Source organism: Jidongwangia harbinensis (genome assembly GCF_020216025.1).
In the GTDB taxonomy this organism is placed as follows: Bacteria; Actinomycetota; Actinomycetes; order Mycobacteriales; family Micromonosporaceae; genus Actinoplanes; species Actinoplanes harbinensis.
In genome coordinates, this window is sequence record NZ_JAIWNC010000002.1 from 287,253 (window position 1) to 302,905 (window position 15,653).

At 74.9% G+C, this 15,653-nt stretch carries 14 protein-coding genes; 9 read left to right on the plus strand and 5 right to left on the minus strand.

Translation table 11 applies throughout. From position 1 onward, the window contains the following. The first annotated feature begins 37 nt into the window (after nt 1–37). Nucleotides 38–430 carry a PPOX class F420-dependent oxidoreductase gene (locus LDL48_RS03855; RefSeq protein WP_225253575.1) on the plus strand — a complete coding sequence of 131 codons (393 nt, stop codon included), beginning with the start codon at nt 38–40 and terminating at the stop codon, nt 428–430. On the opposite strand, the gene cydC is transcribed toward LDL48_RS03855, so the two are convergent. From cydC to LDL48_RS03870, 3 genes are read right to left on the minus strand one after another with little or no spacing between them, the layout of a single operon-like run. After that, on the minus strand, nt 337–3,747 hold the full coding sequence (cydC, locus tag LDL48_RS03860) for a thiol reductant ABC exporter subunit CydC (protein WP_225253576.1): 3,411 nt from the start codon (nt 3,745–3,747) through the stop codon (nt 337–339). The two genes, LDL48_RS03855 and cydC, sit on opposite strands and share 94 nt — an antisense overlap. Continuing rightward, complete coding sequence (gene cydB, locus LDL48_RS03865) at nt 3,744–4,718, minus strand: cytochrome d ubiquinol oxidase subunit II (RefSeq protein ID WP_225253764.1); 975 nt, start codon at nt 4,716–4,718, stop codon at nt 3,744–3,746. The genes cydC and cydB overlap by 4 nt, the downstream gene beginning before the upstream one ends. Nucleotides 4,719–4,733: 15 nt before the next feature. Further along, nucleotides 4,734–6,107, minus strand: a complete 1,374-nt coding sequence (locus LDL48_RS03870) for a cytochrome ubiquinol oxidase subunit I (RefSeq protein ID WP_225253577.1) — start codon at nt 6,105–6,107, stop codon at nt 4,734–4,736. 71 nt (nt 6,108–6,178) lie between these two features. Between LDL48_RS03870 and LDL48_RS03875 the strand changes: the two genes are divergently transcribed. The 3 genes from LDL48_RS03875 (at nt 6,179) to LDL48_RS03885 (ending at nt 8,526) form a co-directional block, all read left to right on the plus strand. Beyond that, complete coding sequence (locus tag LDL48_RS03875; protein ID WP_225253578.1) at nt 6,179–6,550, plus strand: BlaI/MecI/CopY family transcriptional regulator; 372 nt, start codon at nt 6,179–6,181, stop codon at nt 6,548–6,550. Next, a complete protein-coding gene (locus tag LDL48_RS03880) occupies nt 6,547–7,425 on the plus strand; it encodes a M56 family metallopeptidase (RefSeq protein ID WP_225253579.1) in 879 nt (292 codons plus the stop codon). Before LDL48_RS03875 ends, LDL48_RS03880 begins: the two co-directional genes overlap by 4 nt. A 126-nt stretch (nt 7,426–7,551) precedes the next feature. Next, the gene (locus tag LDL48_RS03885; RefSeq protein WP_225253580.1) at nt 7,552–8,526 is read left to right on the plus strand and encodes a C40 family peptidase; all 975 of its coding nucleotides are present in this window, start codon (nt 7,552–7,554) and stop codon (nt 8,524–8,526) included. Here the strand turns inward: LDL48_RS03885 and LDL48_RS03890 are convergent. Then, nucleotides 8,508–8,957, minus strand: a complete 450-nt coding sequence (locus LDL48_RS03890; protein WP_225253581.1) for a MarR family winged helix-turn-helix transcriptional regulator — start codon at nt 8,955–8,957, stop codon at nt 8,508–8,510. The genes LDL48_RS03885 and LDL48_RS03890 overlap by 19 nt on opposite strands. Nucleotides 8,958–9,019: 62 nt before the next feature. Between LDL48_RS03890 and LDL48_RS03895 the strand changes: the two genes are divergently transcribed. From LDL48_RS03895 to LDL48_RS03905, 3 genes are all read left to right on the plus strand, one after another. Beyond that, nucleotides 9,020–10,099, plus strand: coding sequence for an epoxide hydrolase family protein (locus LDL48_RS03895; RefSeq protein ID WP_225253765.1), 1,080 nt, complete (start codon nt 9,020–9,022; stop codon nt 10,097–10,099). A gap of 27 nt (nt 10,100–10,126) precedes the next feature. Then, complete coding sequence (locus LDL48_RS03900; protein ID WP_225253582.1) at nt 10,127–10,909, plus strand: SDR family NAD(P)-dependent oxidoreductase; 783 nt, start codon at nt 10,127–10,129, stop codon at nt 10,907–10,909. Nucleotides 10,910–11,033: 124 nt separating this feature from the next. Continuing rightward, nucleotides 11,034–12,233, plus strand: coding sequence for a YibE/F family protein (locus LDL48_RS03905; RefSeq protein WP_225253583.1), 1,200 nt, complete (start codon nt 11,034–11,036; stop codon nt 12,231–12,233). Nucleotides 12,234–12,347: 114 nt separating this feature from the next. On the opposite strand, the gene LDL48_RS03910 is transcribed toward LDL48_RS03905, so the two are convergent. Further along, nucleotides 12,348–13,487, minus strand: coding sequence for a LolA family protein (locus LDL48_RS03910; RefSeq protein WP_225253584.1), 1,140 nt, complete (start codon nt 13,485–13,487; stop codon nt 12,348–12,350). Between the two features lie 103 nt (nt 13,488–13,590). Here LDL48_RS03910 and LDL48_RS03915 point away from each other — a divergent pair, with 103 nt between their 5' ends. Next, nucleotides 13,591–14,259, plus strand: a complete 669-nt coding sequence (locus LDL48_RS03915) for a response regulator transcription factor (protein WP_225253585.1) — start codon at nt 13,591–13,593, stop codon at nt 14,257–14,259. Continuing rightward, nucleotides 14,259–15,608: a sensor histidine kinase gene (locus LDL48_RS03920; protein ID WP_225253586.1), complete on the plus strand. Its 1,350-nt coding sequence runs from the start codon at nt 14,259–14,261 to the stop codon at nt 15,606–15,608. Before LDL48_RS03915 ends, LDL48_RS03920 begins: the two co-directional genes overlap by 1 nt. Nucleotides 15,609–15,653: the final 45 nt, after the last annotated feature.

A 15,653-nucleotide genomic window follows, 5' to 3' on the forward strand; every position in this document is an offset into this window, starting at 1 on the left:
GGGGCACAGCAGGACACCCGACGGAGAGAAGAACCCCGTGGACCTGCCCGACGAACTGCGCACGCTGCTGGACCGGCCGAGCATCTGCTACGTCGCCACCACCATGCCGGACGGCTCGCCGCAGCTCACCCAGACCTGGGTCGACACGGACGGCCGGAACCTCCTGATCAACACGGTGCAGGGGTACCAGAAGGTCCGCAACGTCGACCGCGACCCGCGGGTGGCGGTGACCGTCGCCGACGCCGCCGACCCGTCGCGCTACTTCACCGTCCGCGGGCGGGTCGTCGGCGTCACCGCGGACGGCGGCGCGGAGCACATCGAGAAGCTGTCCCGGCGCTACACCGGTGGCCCGTACCCGTGGTGGGGCGGGCGGGACCAGGTCCGGGTGATCATGACGATCGAGCCGGACCGGATCGGCAGCATGGGCTGACCGGTTCGGCGCCCGGCCGCCGGCGACGGGCGCGGCCGGAGGCCGGCCAGGTCGTGACGCGCGTCCACCCGGTCCAGGCCCTCGGTGCGATGGGTCAGGACCAGCACGGTACGGCCGCCGGCCGCGTCCAGCAGGTCGGCCATCAGCGCCTCGGCGCCGGCCGCGTCCAGGCCCTCGGTGGGCTCGTCCAGGATCAGCAGCGCCGGGTCGGCGAGCAGCGCCCGGGCGGTGGCCAGCCGCCGCGCCTCGCCGCCGGAGACGGTGGCGCCGCCGGTGCCCAGCCAGGTGTCCAGCCCGGCCGGCCGCCGGTCCAGCCAGTCCGCCAGCCCGACCCGGTGCAGCACGGCGATCAGGTCGGCGTCGGTGGCGGCGGGCGCGGCCAGGCGCAGGTTCTCCCGGACGGTCGACGCGAACAGGTGCCCGGTGTCGTCGCCGACCAGCCCGATCAACCGGCGCACCGCCGACTCGGGCAGCGTCGCCAGGTCGCGCCCGTCGATCCGGACCGTGCCGGCGCGCGCGGCGAGCAGGCGGGCGAGCACGGCGGCCAGGGTGGACTTGCCGCTGCCGGAGCGCCCCTGGATCGCGGTGCGGGAGCCGGCGGGCAGGTCGAGGTCGAGCCCGTCGAGGGCCGGCGTCCGGTCCGGGTCCCATCCCGCGACCAGGCCCCGGACGGTGACGCCGGCGCCCCGACCACCGGCGCGGACCGGCCGTTCCGGCGCAGGCCCGGCGTCCCGGATTCCGGCCGAGCCGAGGTTCCGGTTTCCGGCCGAGCTGGGGGCGACGGCGGCCAGCCGGATGCGGGCGGCGGCGGCGCGCTGCCGGGCCAGGGCCGCGTCCGGCAGCGCGGCGACCGGGTCGGTCAGCGCCACCACACCGAGCAGCAGCACGGCCGCCCACTCCGCGGACAGGCCCGGCGTGCCGCCGAGCGCCAGCGCCGTCCCGGTGACCGCGACACCCCACCCCAGATGACCGAGCGCGCCGGCCAGCCCGGCCGCCCGGGCCGCCCGGGCCTCCAGCCGGGCCAGGGCCCGGCTGCGCCGCTCCGGCACCGCCAGGGCGTCCGGCCCGGTCAGGTCCTCGACGCCGTCCACCGTCTCGACCACGGCGTCCCGCACCTCGGCGCGGGCCGTGCCGGTCGCCGTCTCCCGCCGGGCCGCCAGCCGCGCCGCCACCGCCGGGGCCAGCACCCCGGAGACCGCGAGCCCGGCCAGCAACGGCACCGTCACCGCCGGCGCGGTCAGCATGGCGGCCCCGGCGGCCACGAGCACCGCGAGCACCGCGGCCAGCGCCGGCAGCCGGCCCCGGAGCAGGCCGTCGACCTCGGCGTCCACGTCGTCCACCAGGCGGGTGAGCAGGTCGCCGCGCCGGTGCCGGTGCGGTCCCGGCACCCGGGGGATCAGGCCGGCGTAGACCCGGGACCGCAGCGCCCCGAGCCGGGCGAACGCGACCTCGTGCGCGACCAGACGTTCCAGGTAGCGCAGCAGCGGGCGGGCGACGGCGCTGCCGCGGACCAGGACGACCGCGGTGGACAGGGTCAGCACCGGCGGCAGCGTGGCGGCCCGGACCAGCAGCCAGGTGGCGGCGCCGGTGAGCACGATCCCGGCCAGCCAGGCGGCGGCGCCCAGGGCGACCGCGACGGCCGGGTGCCGCAGCAGCGGCGCCGTGGCCCCGGCGGCGGCCTTCTCGGGCCGGTCCGGGGCGGGGTCGGTCCGGGCCGGTGAGCCGCCCCCGGCCCGCGGCGGGGTGACCGTGACGACCCGGTCGGCGGCGGCGAGCAGCGCCGGGCGGTGTGCCACGACCAGCACCGCGCAGCCCCGGTCCGCGGCCGCGCGCAGTTCCGCCAGCACCCGCCGCTCGGCGGCCACGTCCAGGTGCGCGGTGGGCTCGTCGAGCAGCAGCGTCACGGGTGCGTCCTGGGCCCGGCGCAGCACCGCGGCCAGGGCCAGTCGTTGCCGCTGCCCGGCGGACACGCCGTGGCCGTGCTCGCCGAGCGCCGCGTCCGGATCAAGCTCGCCGTCCAGGCCCACGGCGCGCAGCGCGGCCACCGCCTCGGGGCCGGGCGGCGGTGACCCACCGGGAGCGGCCAGCGCGTCGCGGACCGTACGGGCGTGCGGCAGGGTGGGCCGCTGCGGCAGGTAGACCGGCGGGGGACCGGAGACCCGGAGGCGGCCGGCGTCCAGCGGCTGGAGTCCGGCGAGGGCGCGCAGCGCGGTGGTCTTGCCGGCTCCCGACACCCCCCGCAACGCGACCAGTTCCCCGCCGGACACGGTGAGCGCGTCCAGCGCCAGCGCGTCCGCGACCGCGCCGGGATGGCGTACCCGCAGGCCGGTGGCGGTGACCCCGACCGCGGCCGACGGGTCCGCCGCGGGGCCGGGCTCCGCGCCCGACCACACCTCGTCGATGTCGCCGATCACCGCGGTCGCGTCGGTGGCCGCGTGGTAGCGGGCGGCCATCTCCCGCAACGGCCGGTACGCCTCCGGCGCCAGCAGGATCACCAGCAGGGCCGGCGCCAGCGCCAGGTCACCGGCCGCCACCCGGAGCCCGGCCTCGACCGCGATCAGCCCGACCGACAGCGTGCCCACCAGGTCCAGCGCGGTCGAGGAGAGGAACGCGGTCCGCAGCACCCGCATGGTGGCGGCGCGGTGCCGGTCGGTCATCGCGGCCACCACGCCGATCTGGCGTTCCGCGCGCCCGTACACCCGCAGGGTGGCCAGCCCGCGCACCACGTCCAGGAAGTGACCGGCCAGGCGGGCGTCGGCCGCCCAGCGCTGCCGGGCCCGGGCCTGGGTGGCCCAGCCGATCAGCGCGCCGAGCACCGGGACCAGCGGCAGGGTGAGCAGCGCGACCACGGCCGACGCCGGGTCGACCGCGGCCATCGCGAGCAGCACCAGCGGCGGCAGCGCCACGCCCAGGACCAGCGCGGGCAGGTAGCCGCCGAACCACGGCCGCAGCGCGTCCAGGCCGGTGGTGAGCGTGGCGGTCAGGCGGCCGCTGCCGTACCGCGCCACCCAGGCCGGGCCCCGGCGCAGCACCGCGGTCAGGGCGGTGCGCCGCAGCTCGTCGGTGACCCGGGCCGCGGTGTGGTGCGCGGCCACCTGTTCGGCCCAGGTGAGGACCGCGCGCAGCAGGTACCCGGCGGCCAGCAGCGGCACCGCGTCCCCGGCCGGGCCGGTCACCGCCCGGGTCAGCGCGACCAGCAGCAGCAGGGTGGCGCCGGCCTGCCCGGCGCCGATCACCGCCAGCGCGGCGACGCCGGTCCGGGCGGTCCGGGCGTGCCGCAGCAGCCGCGGGTCGACCGGCGCCCGGCTCGCCGTCACGACGGGATCCGCTCGCTGGCGATCCGGCGCCGGAACACCCAGTACGACCAGGCCTGGTAGACGAGGACGCCGGGCAGCACGACCAGCCCCACGACGGTCAGCAGCCGCAGCGTGGAGTCGGTGGCCACGGCCCCGGACCGGGTCAGCGACCAGGCGTCGGACAGCGTGCTGGCGAGCACCACGTCGCCGCCCGCGGTGAACACGGCGGCGACCGCGGCGGCGACGCCGAGTGCCGCACCGGCGAACGCGGCCACCTCGCGGCGCCACCGCGCGAGAAGCGCCACACCCAGGCAGACCGCGGTGCCCGCCGCCGCGCCGCGTGCCCCGGTCGCGGCCGCCGTGACCAGCAGCGCCCCGCCGGTCACCAGCGCGGTGGCCACCGCCGTCCGCCGGGCCCGGCGCCGGACCGGGCCGGTGGTGCGCAGCGTGAGGAACGTGGCGCCGAGCAGGACCGCGGCGGCCAGGGCGAGCAGCGCGCCCAGTCCGGCCTCCGCGGTGGCCAGCGGCGCCAGGCTGCGGCCGAGGCCGGTGCCGGTCACCTCGCCGTCCGGCCCGAGCGCCAGTCCGCGGGCGAACACCGCGAGCAGCGCGCCCCACAGCAGCACGATGCCGGCCGAACTGGCCGCGAGCGCCGCGTCGCAGCGTCGCCGCCACCGGTGGCCGTCGCCCTTGCCGCGGAACTCCAGCGCGACGCCGCGCACCGCGAGCAGCAGCAACAGCGCCACCAGCGGCAGGTAGAGGCCGGACAGCAGGGCCGCGTACCAGTCCGGGAACGCGGCGAACGTGATGCCGACCGCGGCGACCAGCCACACCTCGTTGCCGTCCCAGAACGGTCCCACGGTGCGGACGATGGCGCCGCGCTCGTGGTCGTCGCGGCCCAGCACCGGGCCGAGCAGGCCGACGCCGAAGTCGAAACCCTCGAGGACGAAGAACAGCACCCAGGCGAGCACCACCAGGGAGAACCAGAACATGACCACGGGGGCTCCTCAGTAGACCGGGGTGGGTTCGGGTGCCGTCCGGTCCGGCTCCGGGACCGGCGTCACGGGCTGCCGGGACAGGTGCCGCACCAGGCGTAACCAGACGACCGCCAGCACGCCGTAGACCACCGTGAAGCCGGTCAGCGAGGTGATCACCTCGGCGCGGGTGAGGCCGGGGGAGATGCCCTCGGCCACGGTGGTGAGTCCGAACGCCAGCCAGGGCTGGCGGGCGGTCTCGGTGAAGATCCAGCCGAACGTGTTGGCGGCGGCCGGCAGCAGCGGTACCAGCGGCAGCCAGCGCAGCAGCCATCGGTGCGGGGTACGGCCGCGGCGGCCGGTCCAGAGGTACGCGGCGGCGACCAGCGCGGCGAGCATGCCGACGCCGATCATCAGCCGGAACGACCAGAACGCCACCGGCACCATCGGGATGTAGTCGCCGGCGCCGTACTGGGCGGTGTACTGCGCCTGCAGGTCGTCGATGCCCTGCACCTCGGCACCGGGGGAGCCCTTGGCCAGCACGGACAGCAGGGCCGGCAGTTCCAGGCTGAACCAGGGCCGGCCGCCGTCCGCGCCGCCGATCGCGAACACCGAGAACGGCGCGCCGGTGGTGGTGACGTACAGCGCCTCGGCGGCGGCCATCTTCATCGGCTGGACCTCGGTGATCACCTTGCCCAGCCGGTCGCCGGTGAGCGCGGTCAGCGCACCGCCGACCAGGGTGAGCCAGGCGCCCAGCCGCGCCAGCGTGCCGAACGCGGCGTCCGCGGCCCGCCGCCACACGCCGATGGCGAGCAGCAGCGCGCCGCCGACCATCACGGCGCCGGCGATGGTGTGCGGGAACGCGGCCAGGTTCACCTCGTTGAGCAGCAGCGCGCCGAAGTCACCGAGCCGGGCCCGGCCGGTGACCGGGTCGAGTTCGTACGCGATCGGGTTCTGCATGAACGAGTTGGCGGCCAGGATGATGAACGCGCTCAGCAGCGTGCCCACCGCGACCACCACGATGGTGGCGGCGTGCAGCCGGCGGGGCAGCCGGTCCCAGCCGAAGTACCACAGCGCCAGGAACGTGGCCTCGAGGAAGAACGCGAGCATGCCCTCGATGGCCAGGGTGGGCCCGAAGACGTCGCCGTAGAAGCGGGCGAAGGCACTCCAGCCCAGGCCGAACTGGAACTCCTGCACCAGCCCGGTGACCACGCCCACCGCGAACGTGACGATCAGCAGCCGGCCGACGAACTGGGTGAGGTCGCGGTACTTCGGCGTGCCGGTGCGCAGCCAGGCCACGTGCAGGCCGGCCGCGGTGCCGGCCAGGCTGATCGACAGCGGCACGAAGAAGTAGTGGTAGATCGTCACCACCGCGAACTGCAGCCGGGTCAGGTCCAGGACGTCCATGTGCCCCCCTACGACGTTTCGTAGTAGATACTACGTCGCGTAGTACGACGGCGTGCAGTAGACTCGGTCACATGGCCCTGGGAGACCTCGAACGCGACGTGATGTCGCAGCTGTGGGACGCGCCGGAGCCGCTCACCGTGCGGCAGGTGCACGAGCGCCTCAGCGAGGGCCGCGACCTGGCGTACACCACCGTGATGACCGTCCTCGACCGCCTCGCCAAGAAGGGCGTGGTGCTGCAGGAGCGCGCCGACCGGGCGTACCGGTACGCGCCCGCGCAGACCCGCGAGGAGATGACCGCCGCGCTCATGCTGGACGCGCTCAGCGACGCGCCGGACGAGGCCACCCGGGACGCCGCGCTGGCGCACTTCGTCGGCCGCCTCGGCCCCGACGCGCTGCGGGCCGCGTTGCGGGCGGCGGACACGGCGGTCCGGAAGCGGCGGTGACCGCGCTCGCGCTCGGTGCGCTCGGGCTGACGCTGTCGCTGGTGGTGCCCGGCCTGCTGGCCCGGGCCCGCTGGCCGGACCGGGCGCCGGCCGCGGCCGTGGTGCTCTGGCAGGCGATCACGCTCACCGCGGTGCTCTGCGCACTCGGCGTGGTGCTCGCCGCGCCGGAGGAGGTGGTCCGCGCGGCCGGCTCGGGCCGCCCGGTGGCCACCACCGCACTGCTCGCCGCGCTCGCCGTCGCGGCGCTGATCGTCGCCCGGCTGCTGGTGTCGCTGGCCCGGGTCAGCTACCGGTCGCGGGCCCGCCGGTCCCGGCACCGGATGCTCGTCGACCTGCTGGACCGCGCCGAGCAGCACCGGGAACTCGACGTCGACGGGCTGCGGGTGCTCGACGGCGCGCTGCCGCTGGCGTACTGCGTGCCCGGCCGGTCCCCGCGGGTGGTGCTCAGCGACGGCGCGCTGCGGGTGCTCGACGACGTCCAGGTCGCCGCGGTGCTCGCGCACGAACAGGCCCACCTGCGCCACCGGCACGACGTGGTGACCGAGTCGTTCACCGCGTTCCACCGGGCGGTACCGGGCCCGCTCCGGTCCCGGGTGCCGCTGGATGCCGTCCACCTGCTGCTGGAGATGGTCGCCGACGACGCCGCCCGCCGCCGCTGCGGGGCCGGCGCGGTGCGCGGTGCGCTGGAACGCCTCGGCGACGACGGCACGTCCGCCGACCGCCGCCGCCGGCTGGACCGGCTCGCCGCCCCGCACGCCCGGCCGGTGGTTCTCTCGGCCGCCGTCGCGGTGGCGTCCGCCGCTCTGCTGGTGTTACCGACCGTGATGCTGGTGGTGCCCTGGCTCGACCGGGCCCTCGACAACTGGCCGCTCTAGGTGACGCTGCGTCAAACCCTGAGTGCGTAAGGTTTCGTCGATGCGACCGGCTTCAAACCTCTGATGATCACCGGTACGGTGGTCCGCGGTTTGACCGTCCGATCGATGGAAGGAACACGCGCCACCGTGAATCGGGTTCTGCGCCGCCTGCTGTGTGTGGTCGCCGCGGCGGGGGTCATGCTGACCGGCACGGCCGGTGCCGCGCTCGCCACGCCCTCCCCGTCGAGCGTGGAGGAGCAGATCGACAAGCAGTGGAACAAGCTCGAACCGGTCATCGAGCAGTACAACGACGTGCACAACAAGCTCAAGGCCAACCGCGCCCAGGTGCGGGCGATCAGCAAGCGCCTGGTGCCGCTCGAACTCGAGGTCAACATGGCGATGGCGAACGTCAAGGGCCTCGCCGCGGACGCGTACAAGCAGGGGCCGCCGGGTGCGCTCGACGCGATGATCCTGTCCGGCTCGCCGACCGGGCTGACCGAGAAGCTGACGTTCCTCGAACAGTACGCCCGGCACCAGCGCGCGCAGATCGCCGACGTGGCGAAGCTGCGCGACCGGCTGGCCACCGACAAGCGGAACCTGGACCTGCTCACCGAGTCGCTGGCCGCCCGCGACACCGAGCTGGCGAAGAGCAGGAAGACCATCGAGAAGAAGATCAAAGACCTGCAGAAGCTGAGGATCCGCGCGTACGGCGAGAGCGGTGCCGCCCCCGGCAAGCTGCGCACCGGCCCGTGTCCGGTGACGTACACCAACGACAAGGGTGGCCGCGCCGCCAAGAAGGCCTGCAGCCTGATCGGCAAGCCGTACGTCTTCGGCGCCGAGGGCCCGAACAGCTTCGACTGCTCCGGCCTCACCAAGGTGGCCTGGGGCAGCGTCGGCGTCCGCCTCACCCACTACACCAAGGTGCAGTGGACCGAGGGCCGGCCGGTCAGCCGGTCCGAGCTGCAGCCCGGCGACCTGGTCTTCTACTTCGGCGACCTGCACCACATGGCGATGTATGTCGGCGGGAACACCGTGGTGCACGCGCCCAGCAGCGGCGACCACGTCCGGATGGCGCCGATGGAACGCATCGGTCCGATCGCCGGCTACCGCAGACCCGGCTGATCCACCGCCGGCCGATGATGGTCGAGGAGCGCGCCGAGCAGCCGTACCAGCTCGGCGCGCTCCTTCGCGTTCAGCGGTGCCAGCAGCTCGTCCTGAATCTCGCCGACCCGGTGCGCCAGGTCCCCGGCCCGGCGCCGGCCGGCCGGCGTGATCGTCACGACGTTGCGCCGCCGGTCCGCCGGATCGGGTGAGCGCCGCACGTAGCCGCCGTCGGTGAGTTCGTTGAGCGCGGCCACCATGTCGCTCAGGTGAATGCCGGTGCGCCGGCCCAGCTCCGCCTGCGACGCCGGACCGGACTCCATCAGCTCGGCCAGCAGCCGGTAGTGGTAGCCGCGCGCACCGACCTCCGCCAGCCCTTCGCTGACCAGCCGGTAGGCCGCCGCCGCGGTCTGGCTCAACAGCCAGCTGGGCAGCGTCGTCACTCGCGTCATGTGCGCAGCATAACATTTGCGGCACTAACGTTAGCTCCACTAACGTTAGTCGCATGAACGATATCGACGTGTTCCGGGTCCGGGTGCCGCAGGACGACCTCGACGACCTCGCCGGGCGCCTCGCCCGCACCCGCTGGCCCGACGAACTGCCCGGCGCCGGCTGGGACTACGGCATCCCGCTGCCCTGGGTGCGGGAGCTGGCGCTCCGCTGGCAGACGTTCGACTGGCGGGCCCACGAGGATCAGATCAACACCTTTGCGCAGTACGTCACCACGATCGACGGCCAGCGCGTGCACTTCCTGCACGTGCGCTCGGCCCACCCGGACGCGCTGCCGCTGCTGCTCACCCACGGCTGGCCCGGTTCCGTGGTGGAGTTCCTCGGCGTGCTCGGGCCGCTGTCCGCGCACTTCCATCTGGTCGTACCGTCAATCCCCGGTTTCGGCTTCTCCGGGCCCACCCGGGACCGGGGCTGGGACCAGCACCGCGTCGCCCGCGCCTGGGCCGAGCTGATGCGCCGGCTGGGCTACCGGCGCTACGGCGCGCAGGGCGGTGACTGGGGCGCTGGCATCTCCCGCGCCCTGGCCGCGCACCGGCCCGCCGAGGTGGTCGGCGTGCACCTCACCTACCTGCCCACGCCCGGCTCCGCGGACGGACTCGGTGCCGCGGACCGGGCCCGGCTGGAACACCTCACCCGGTACGCCGCGAACCGCCCCGGCTACCAGATCCTGCACGCCACCCGGCCGCAGACCCTCGCGTACGCGCTCACCGACTCGCCGGTGGGCCAGCTCGCCTGGATCGCCGAACGGTTCGCCGAATGGACCGATCCGGCCACCCCGGTGCACGACGACGTGATCCTGGCGAACGTGATGCACCACTGGCTCAACCGGACGGCCGGCCCGGCGGCCCGGCTGGCCCGGGAGAGCACCCCCGGGATGCTGCCGTGCCCGGTGCCGGTGGGCGTGGCGGTGCTGCCGCACGACATCGTCCGGTCGGTCCGCCCGCTGGCCGAGCGCACGTACGACATCCGGCGCTGGACCGAGTACCGGCGCGGCGGCCACTTCGCCGCACTGGAGGTGCCGGACGAGTTCGTGGCCGACGTCACCGCGTTCTTCACCGAGATCGGCGCCGCCGCGCCACGGTGAGCCGGGGCGTCCGGCAGAATCGCGGTCATGCGCCTCGATCTCTCCGGCCGGACCGCCCTCGTGACCGGCTCCACCCAGGGCATCGGCCAGGCCATCGCGGCCGGTCTGGCCGCGGCCGGCGCGCGGGTCGGGATCAACGGCCGCAGCCGCGACTCGGTCGACCGGGCGATCGCCGCGCTGCCGGCCGGCGACTACGTCGCGGTCCCCGCCGACGTGGCCACGCCGGAGGGCGCCGACGCGGTCCGCGACGTGCTCCCCGACGTGGACATCCTCATCAACAACCTGGGCATCTTCGGTTCCCGGCCGGCGCTGGAGATCACCGACGACGAGTGGCGGCGCTACTTCGAGGTCAACGTGCTGGCCGCGGTCCGGCTCACCCGGCAGTACCTGCCCGGCATGCGCGAGCGCGGCTGGGGCCGGATCCAGTACATCGCCAGCGACTCCGCGGTGGTCATTCCGGCCGAGATGATCCACTACGGCGTGTCGAAGACCGCGCTGCTGGCGGTCGCCCGCGGCTTCGCCAAGGAGGCGGCCGGCTCCGGCGTCACGGTCAACAGTGTGATCGCCGGCCCGACCCACACCGGCGGTGTCGAGGACTTCGTCTACGAGCTGGTCGACAAGTCCCTGCCGTGGGACGAGGCGCAGCGCGAGTTCATGCGCCGGCACCGCCCGCAGAGCCTGCTGCAGCGCCTCATCGAGCCGGCCGAGATCGCCAACCTGGTGGTCTATCTGAGTTCCCCGCTGGCATCCGCGACCACCGGGGGAGCGGTCCGCGTCGACGGCGGCTACGTCGACGCCATCCTGCCCTGACCCGGCCGCCTCCCGGGGGCCTGGCGTCGTTGGGTGCCTTGGTTCGGCCGCGTCTGCCGGGGGCCCGGCGTGGTTGGCTGCCCTGGTCCGGCCGCCCCAGCGGGGCCCGGCATAATCGCCTGCCATGAGTGACGGGCAACACGGCCACGGGCATGCGCACGGCCCCGGGCCGGCCGCGTCCCGCCGTACCCGCCGGATCGTCGCCGCGGCCCTCGTGCCCGCCGCCCTCGCCACCCTGATCGCGCTGGTCGTGCTCTGGCCCGGGCAGGTCGAGACCCCGCCCGAGCGGCGGGGCGGCGAACGCGCCCTCGGTACCGTCACCGCCGTCGCCGAACAGGCGTGCCCGGCCGGCGCCGCGCAGCAACGGTGCGGCTCGGCCACGGTGCGGATCACCGACGGCCCCGGCGCCGGCGGCACCCAGACCGTCGACCTGCCCCAGGGCCCGGGCGCGCCGCGGCTGGAGGTCGGCGACGACCTGGTGCTGCTGTACGCCCCCGACGCGGTACCCGGCGGGCCGGCCTACACGGTGGTCGACCAGCAACGGTCCACCCCGCTGATCTGGCTGGTGGCGCTCGCCGTCGCGGTGATCCTGGCGTTCGGCCGGTGGCGCGGCCTGCGTTCGCTGGCCGGGCTGGCGGTGAGCTTCGGCATCCTGCTGTACTTCGTGCTGCCCGCCATCCTGGACGGCTCGCCGCCGCTGCTGGTCGCGGTGGTGGGCGCGTCCGCCATCATGTTCGCCGCGCTGTACCTGACCCACGGCGTCACCGTGCACACCTCGGTCGCGGTCGCCGGCACGCTGGCCAGCCTGGTGCTGACCGGGATCCTCGGCGCGGTGTTCACGTCGCTGCTGCACCTGAGCGGCGTGGGCAGCGACGACACGTCGTACCTGTCGGCCACCCAGGGCGACATCGACCCGCGCGGGCTGCTGCTGGCCGGCATCGTGATCGGCGCCCTCGGCGTGCTCGACGACGTGACCGTCACCCAGGCGGTGACGGTGGCCGAGATGGCGGCGGGCGGCGGGCGTACCCGGTGGGGGCTCTACCGTTCCGCGATCCGGGTGGGGCGGGCGCACGTGGGCTCGGCGGTGAACACGATCGTGCTGGCGTACGCGGGGGCGTCCCTGCCGTTGCTGCTGCTGATCGCGGCCGGGAGCGATCCGGTCGGGGAGTTGCTGACCGGGGAGTACCTGGCCCAGGAGATCCTGCGCAGCGCGGTGGGAACGATCGGGCTGGTCGCCTCCGTGCCGATCACCACGGCCCTGGCGGTCCTGGTGGCCGACGCCGGCACCGCCGTGCCGGCCCGCCCTCGGCACGCGCGCCTCTAGCCGACGCCGCCCCCAACTGTTTTCACTATCACGTCAGACGCGCAGCCCGGAGAACAGAGCGGCCCCGCCGGCTCGACCGTGTGGCCGGGCCGGCGGGGCCGGGAGACGCCGGGGCTACTTCTTCGCCGCGGCCTCGTACAGCTTCTCGGGGGCCACCGCGCCGACCAGCATCCGGCCGTCGTCGGTCACCAGGGCGGTGAACAGGGTGCTGGAGAGCAGATGCCCGCTGCCCCAGGTGCCGCTGACCCGCGGCAGGCTCTTCACGATGCCGTCGAGCATGGCCTGCTGACCGTCGGCCTGCTCGTCCTTCTTCGGGGCGCCGGCCGGGTCCGTCTTGGCGACCAGGACGGACGTCCAGCCCTTGCCGACCACCGTCATCTGCTCGTTCTGCTGCGGACGGTCGTTCGGGGCGAGCTTCTGGCCCCGCTCGCGGTCCGGCACCGTCGCGGGCGCCTTCTCGGTGTTCACCTTGGTGCCCGGCGGCGGGTTGAAGGCGAACTGTTCGGCGTCCGGCACGGTGAAACTGATCTGCTGGAACGCCACCCGGACGGCCGGGTCGTTGGCGCCCTTGGCGTACACGTCCACGCGCAGCGGGATGTGCTCCTTGGCGTCCACCGCGAGCCGGACCTGCCCGATCAGCGAGGCGGTGTCGCGCGGCGCGAGGACCAGTTCGTACGCGTCCCGCCCGGCCACCGACGCCGCGCCGGTGGTGGTGACCGCGGTGGTCGGGTCGATCGCCGCCAGGGCCTGGTCCGCCGCCTCCTGCGGGGTCGACGGGAGACCGGTCGGCAGCGCCGCCTCCTTCTTCTTCGCGCCGGTGTCGGCGGGCAGCACCCGGTGCGTCGCCGTGTTGTCGCGGCTGCGCCAGATCCAGACGTCGGAGCCGTTGCGGATCATGTCCGTCTCGCCCAGCGTGCCGACCAGGGCCACCCGCATCTTGTCCTGCCCGGCGTACCAGACCCGGGCGGTGTTGCTGCCCGCCACCAGCCGGGACAGGTCCGCGTCGCCCTGCCCGCCGGTGATGCCGGCCAGCGACGGCAGACCCAGGTCCGCGGTCTGTACGACCGTGCCGGACAGGCCGTCCACCTGTGCGTTCTGCAGATCCACCAGCAGCTGTGCGGCGCTGCGCTCGGGCAGTGCCGGGTCCGCGCTGGCGACGATCGTGCCCGCCGCCGCCCCACCGCCGATCACCACGACCGCGGCGGCCGTCGGAACCAACCAGCGCAACGCCGGCCTTGACCTGAACACGTTCACGTTGTCCACCTCCCGTTATCTGCCACCCATGGTGCGCCGGGCGGGCTGTGACCGAGCTGAGAAGGTCCCCTAGGGGTTGCCGCCGGCGTGACATCGTGGGGGAGTGCGGTTGCTGGTGGTGGAGGACGAGGCGCGGCTCGCCGCCGCGCTGCAGCGCGGGCTGCAGGCCGAGGGCTTCGCGGTGGACGTGGCGGGCGACGGCCAGGAGGGCCTGGAGCTGGCCCGGCACGGCGGGTACGACGCGATGATCCTGGACGTGATGCTGCCCCGGCTCTCCGGCTACCGGGTGGTCCGGCAGCTGCGGGCCGAGCAGGTGTGGCTGCCGGTGCTGATGCTGTCGGCCAAGGACGGCGAGTACGACCAGGCCGACGGACTGGACTGCGGCGCGGACGACTACCTGACCAAACCGTTCTCGTACGTGGTGCTGCTGGCCCGGCTGCGCGCCCTGCTCCGCCGCGGCGGCCGGGAGCGGCCCACCGTGCTGACCCACGGCGACGTCGAGCTGGACCCGGCGGAGCGGCGGGTCACCGTGGCCGGCGCCGAGGTGCCGTTGACCGCGCGGGAGTTCGCGCTGCTGGAATACCTGATGCGCCGCCCCGGCGAGGTGGTCTCCAAGATCGAGCTGCTGGACCACGTGTGGGACGCCGCGCTGGAGACCGCGCCGAACGCCGTGGAGGTGTACGTCGGCTACCTGCGCCGCAAGATCGGCCGGGAGCGGCTGGAGACGGTACGCGGCGCCGGGTACCGGCTCGCCGCCGTGCCGGTCGCCTAGTGGGCTGGGTACGCCGGCTCAGTCTGCGGGCCCGGCTGCTGCTGGTGTCGGTGGCCGCGCTCGCGATCGGGCTCGCCTCCGGCGGCGTGGTGCTGGTGGCCGTCCTGAACTTCGCGCTGCTGCGCACGGTGCACACCGAGACCCTGGACACCGCCCGGGCGGTGGCCAACCTGGTCGAGCAGGACGCGCTCAGCGACCCGATCCCGGCCACGCCGGGCATGCAGGTGCAGGTGGTCGACGAGCAGGGGCGGGTCCGGGCGGTGTCGGCCACCACCGACCGGCTGGTGCCGATCCTGTACCCGGACGAGCTGCGCGACCTCCCGGCGGGCCAGGGCCGGATGATCGACGGCGACCGGATCGGGCTGCCCGGCCCGGTGCGGGTGGTGACCGTCCCGGCCGGCCGGCCGGGCGATCCGGTACGGGTCCTGGTGGCCCGGTCCACCGCCGACGTCGAGCAGGGCGTGTACCTGCTGCGGATCACCCTGCTGGTGGCGTTCCCGATGCTGGTGGTGCTGCTCGCCGCGGTGTCCTGGCGGGTCCTGGGTGCCGCGCTGCGCCCGGTCGAGGCGTTGCGGTCGGGCGCCGAGGACATCACCGGGGGCGCCCGTTCGGACCGGCTGCCGGTGCCGGACTCCCGGGACGAGATCCACAAGCTCGCGGTCACGCTGAACGGGATGCTGCACCGGCTCGACGCCGCGCGGGCCCGGCAGCGGGCGTTCGTCGCGGACGCGGCGCACGAGCTGCGCAGCCCGCTGACCAACATGCGTACCGAACTCGAGGTGGCCCAGCGCATCCCGGACCGGACCGACTGGCCGGCGCTCGCCGACGACCTGCTCACCGACGTGGAGCGGCTCAGCCGGCTGGTCGACGACCTGCTCCTGCTGGCCCGCGCGGACGACGCCACCACCCGGGCGGTGGCGCCGGTCGAGACGGTCGACGTGGGTGGCCTGCTGGCCGACATCGCGGCCCGCTACCCGGCGGTCCGGTACACGCCCCCCACCCTCCCGCTGCCCACCGAGGGCGAACCCGACGCGCTCGGCCGGGTGGTGGCGAACCTGCTGGACAACGCGGTGCGACACGCCGCCAGCACGGTGACACTGACGGCCGACGCGGATGACGCATATCAGCGGATCACGGTGTGCGACGATGGGCCCGGCATCCCGGCCGCGGACCGGGAGCGGGTCTTCGACCGGTTCACCCGGCTGGACGACGGCCGGGCCCGGGACGCCGGCGGTGCCGGCCTCGGCCTGGCGATCGTGCGTGAGCTGGTGCGGCGGCACCACGGCACGGTGACGCTGTCCGACGCCGAGCCCGGTCTGCGGGTCGAGGTCCGGCTGCCGAAATCGTAGGAACTTTTCCGGGGCGGGCGGCGACCAACTGTCCGAACCCGGTTC

Excerpts from the sequence above, each read along its gene's own strand:
- cydB (WP_225253764.1), bottom strand. The coding sequence starts at position 4,718 with ATGTTCTGGTTCTCCCTGGTGGTGCTCGCCTGGGTGCTGTTCTTCGTC.
- LDL48_RS03870 (WP_225253577.1), bottom strand. The coding sequence starts at position 6,107 with ATGGACGTCCTGGACCTGACCCGGCTGCAGTTCGCGGTGGTGACGATC.
- LDL48_RS03875 (WP_225253578.1), top strand. The coding sequence starts at position 6,179 with ATGGCCCTGGGAGACCTCGAACGCGACGTGATGTCGCAGCTGTGGGAC.
- LDL48_RS03890 (WP_225253581.1), bottom strand. The coding sequence starts at position 8,957 with ATGACGCGAGTGACGACGCTGCCCAGCTGGCTGTTGAGCCAGACCGCG.
- LDL48_RS03900 (WP_225253582.1), top strand. The coding sequence starts at position 10,127 with ATGCGCCTCGATCTCTCCGGCCGGACCGCCCTCGTGACCGGCTCCACC.
- LDL48_RS03905 (WP_225253583.1), top strand. The coding sequence starts at position 11,034 with ATGAGTGACGGGCAACACGGCCACGGGCATGCGCACGGCCCCGGGCCG.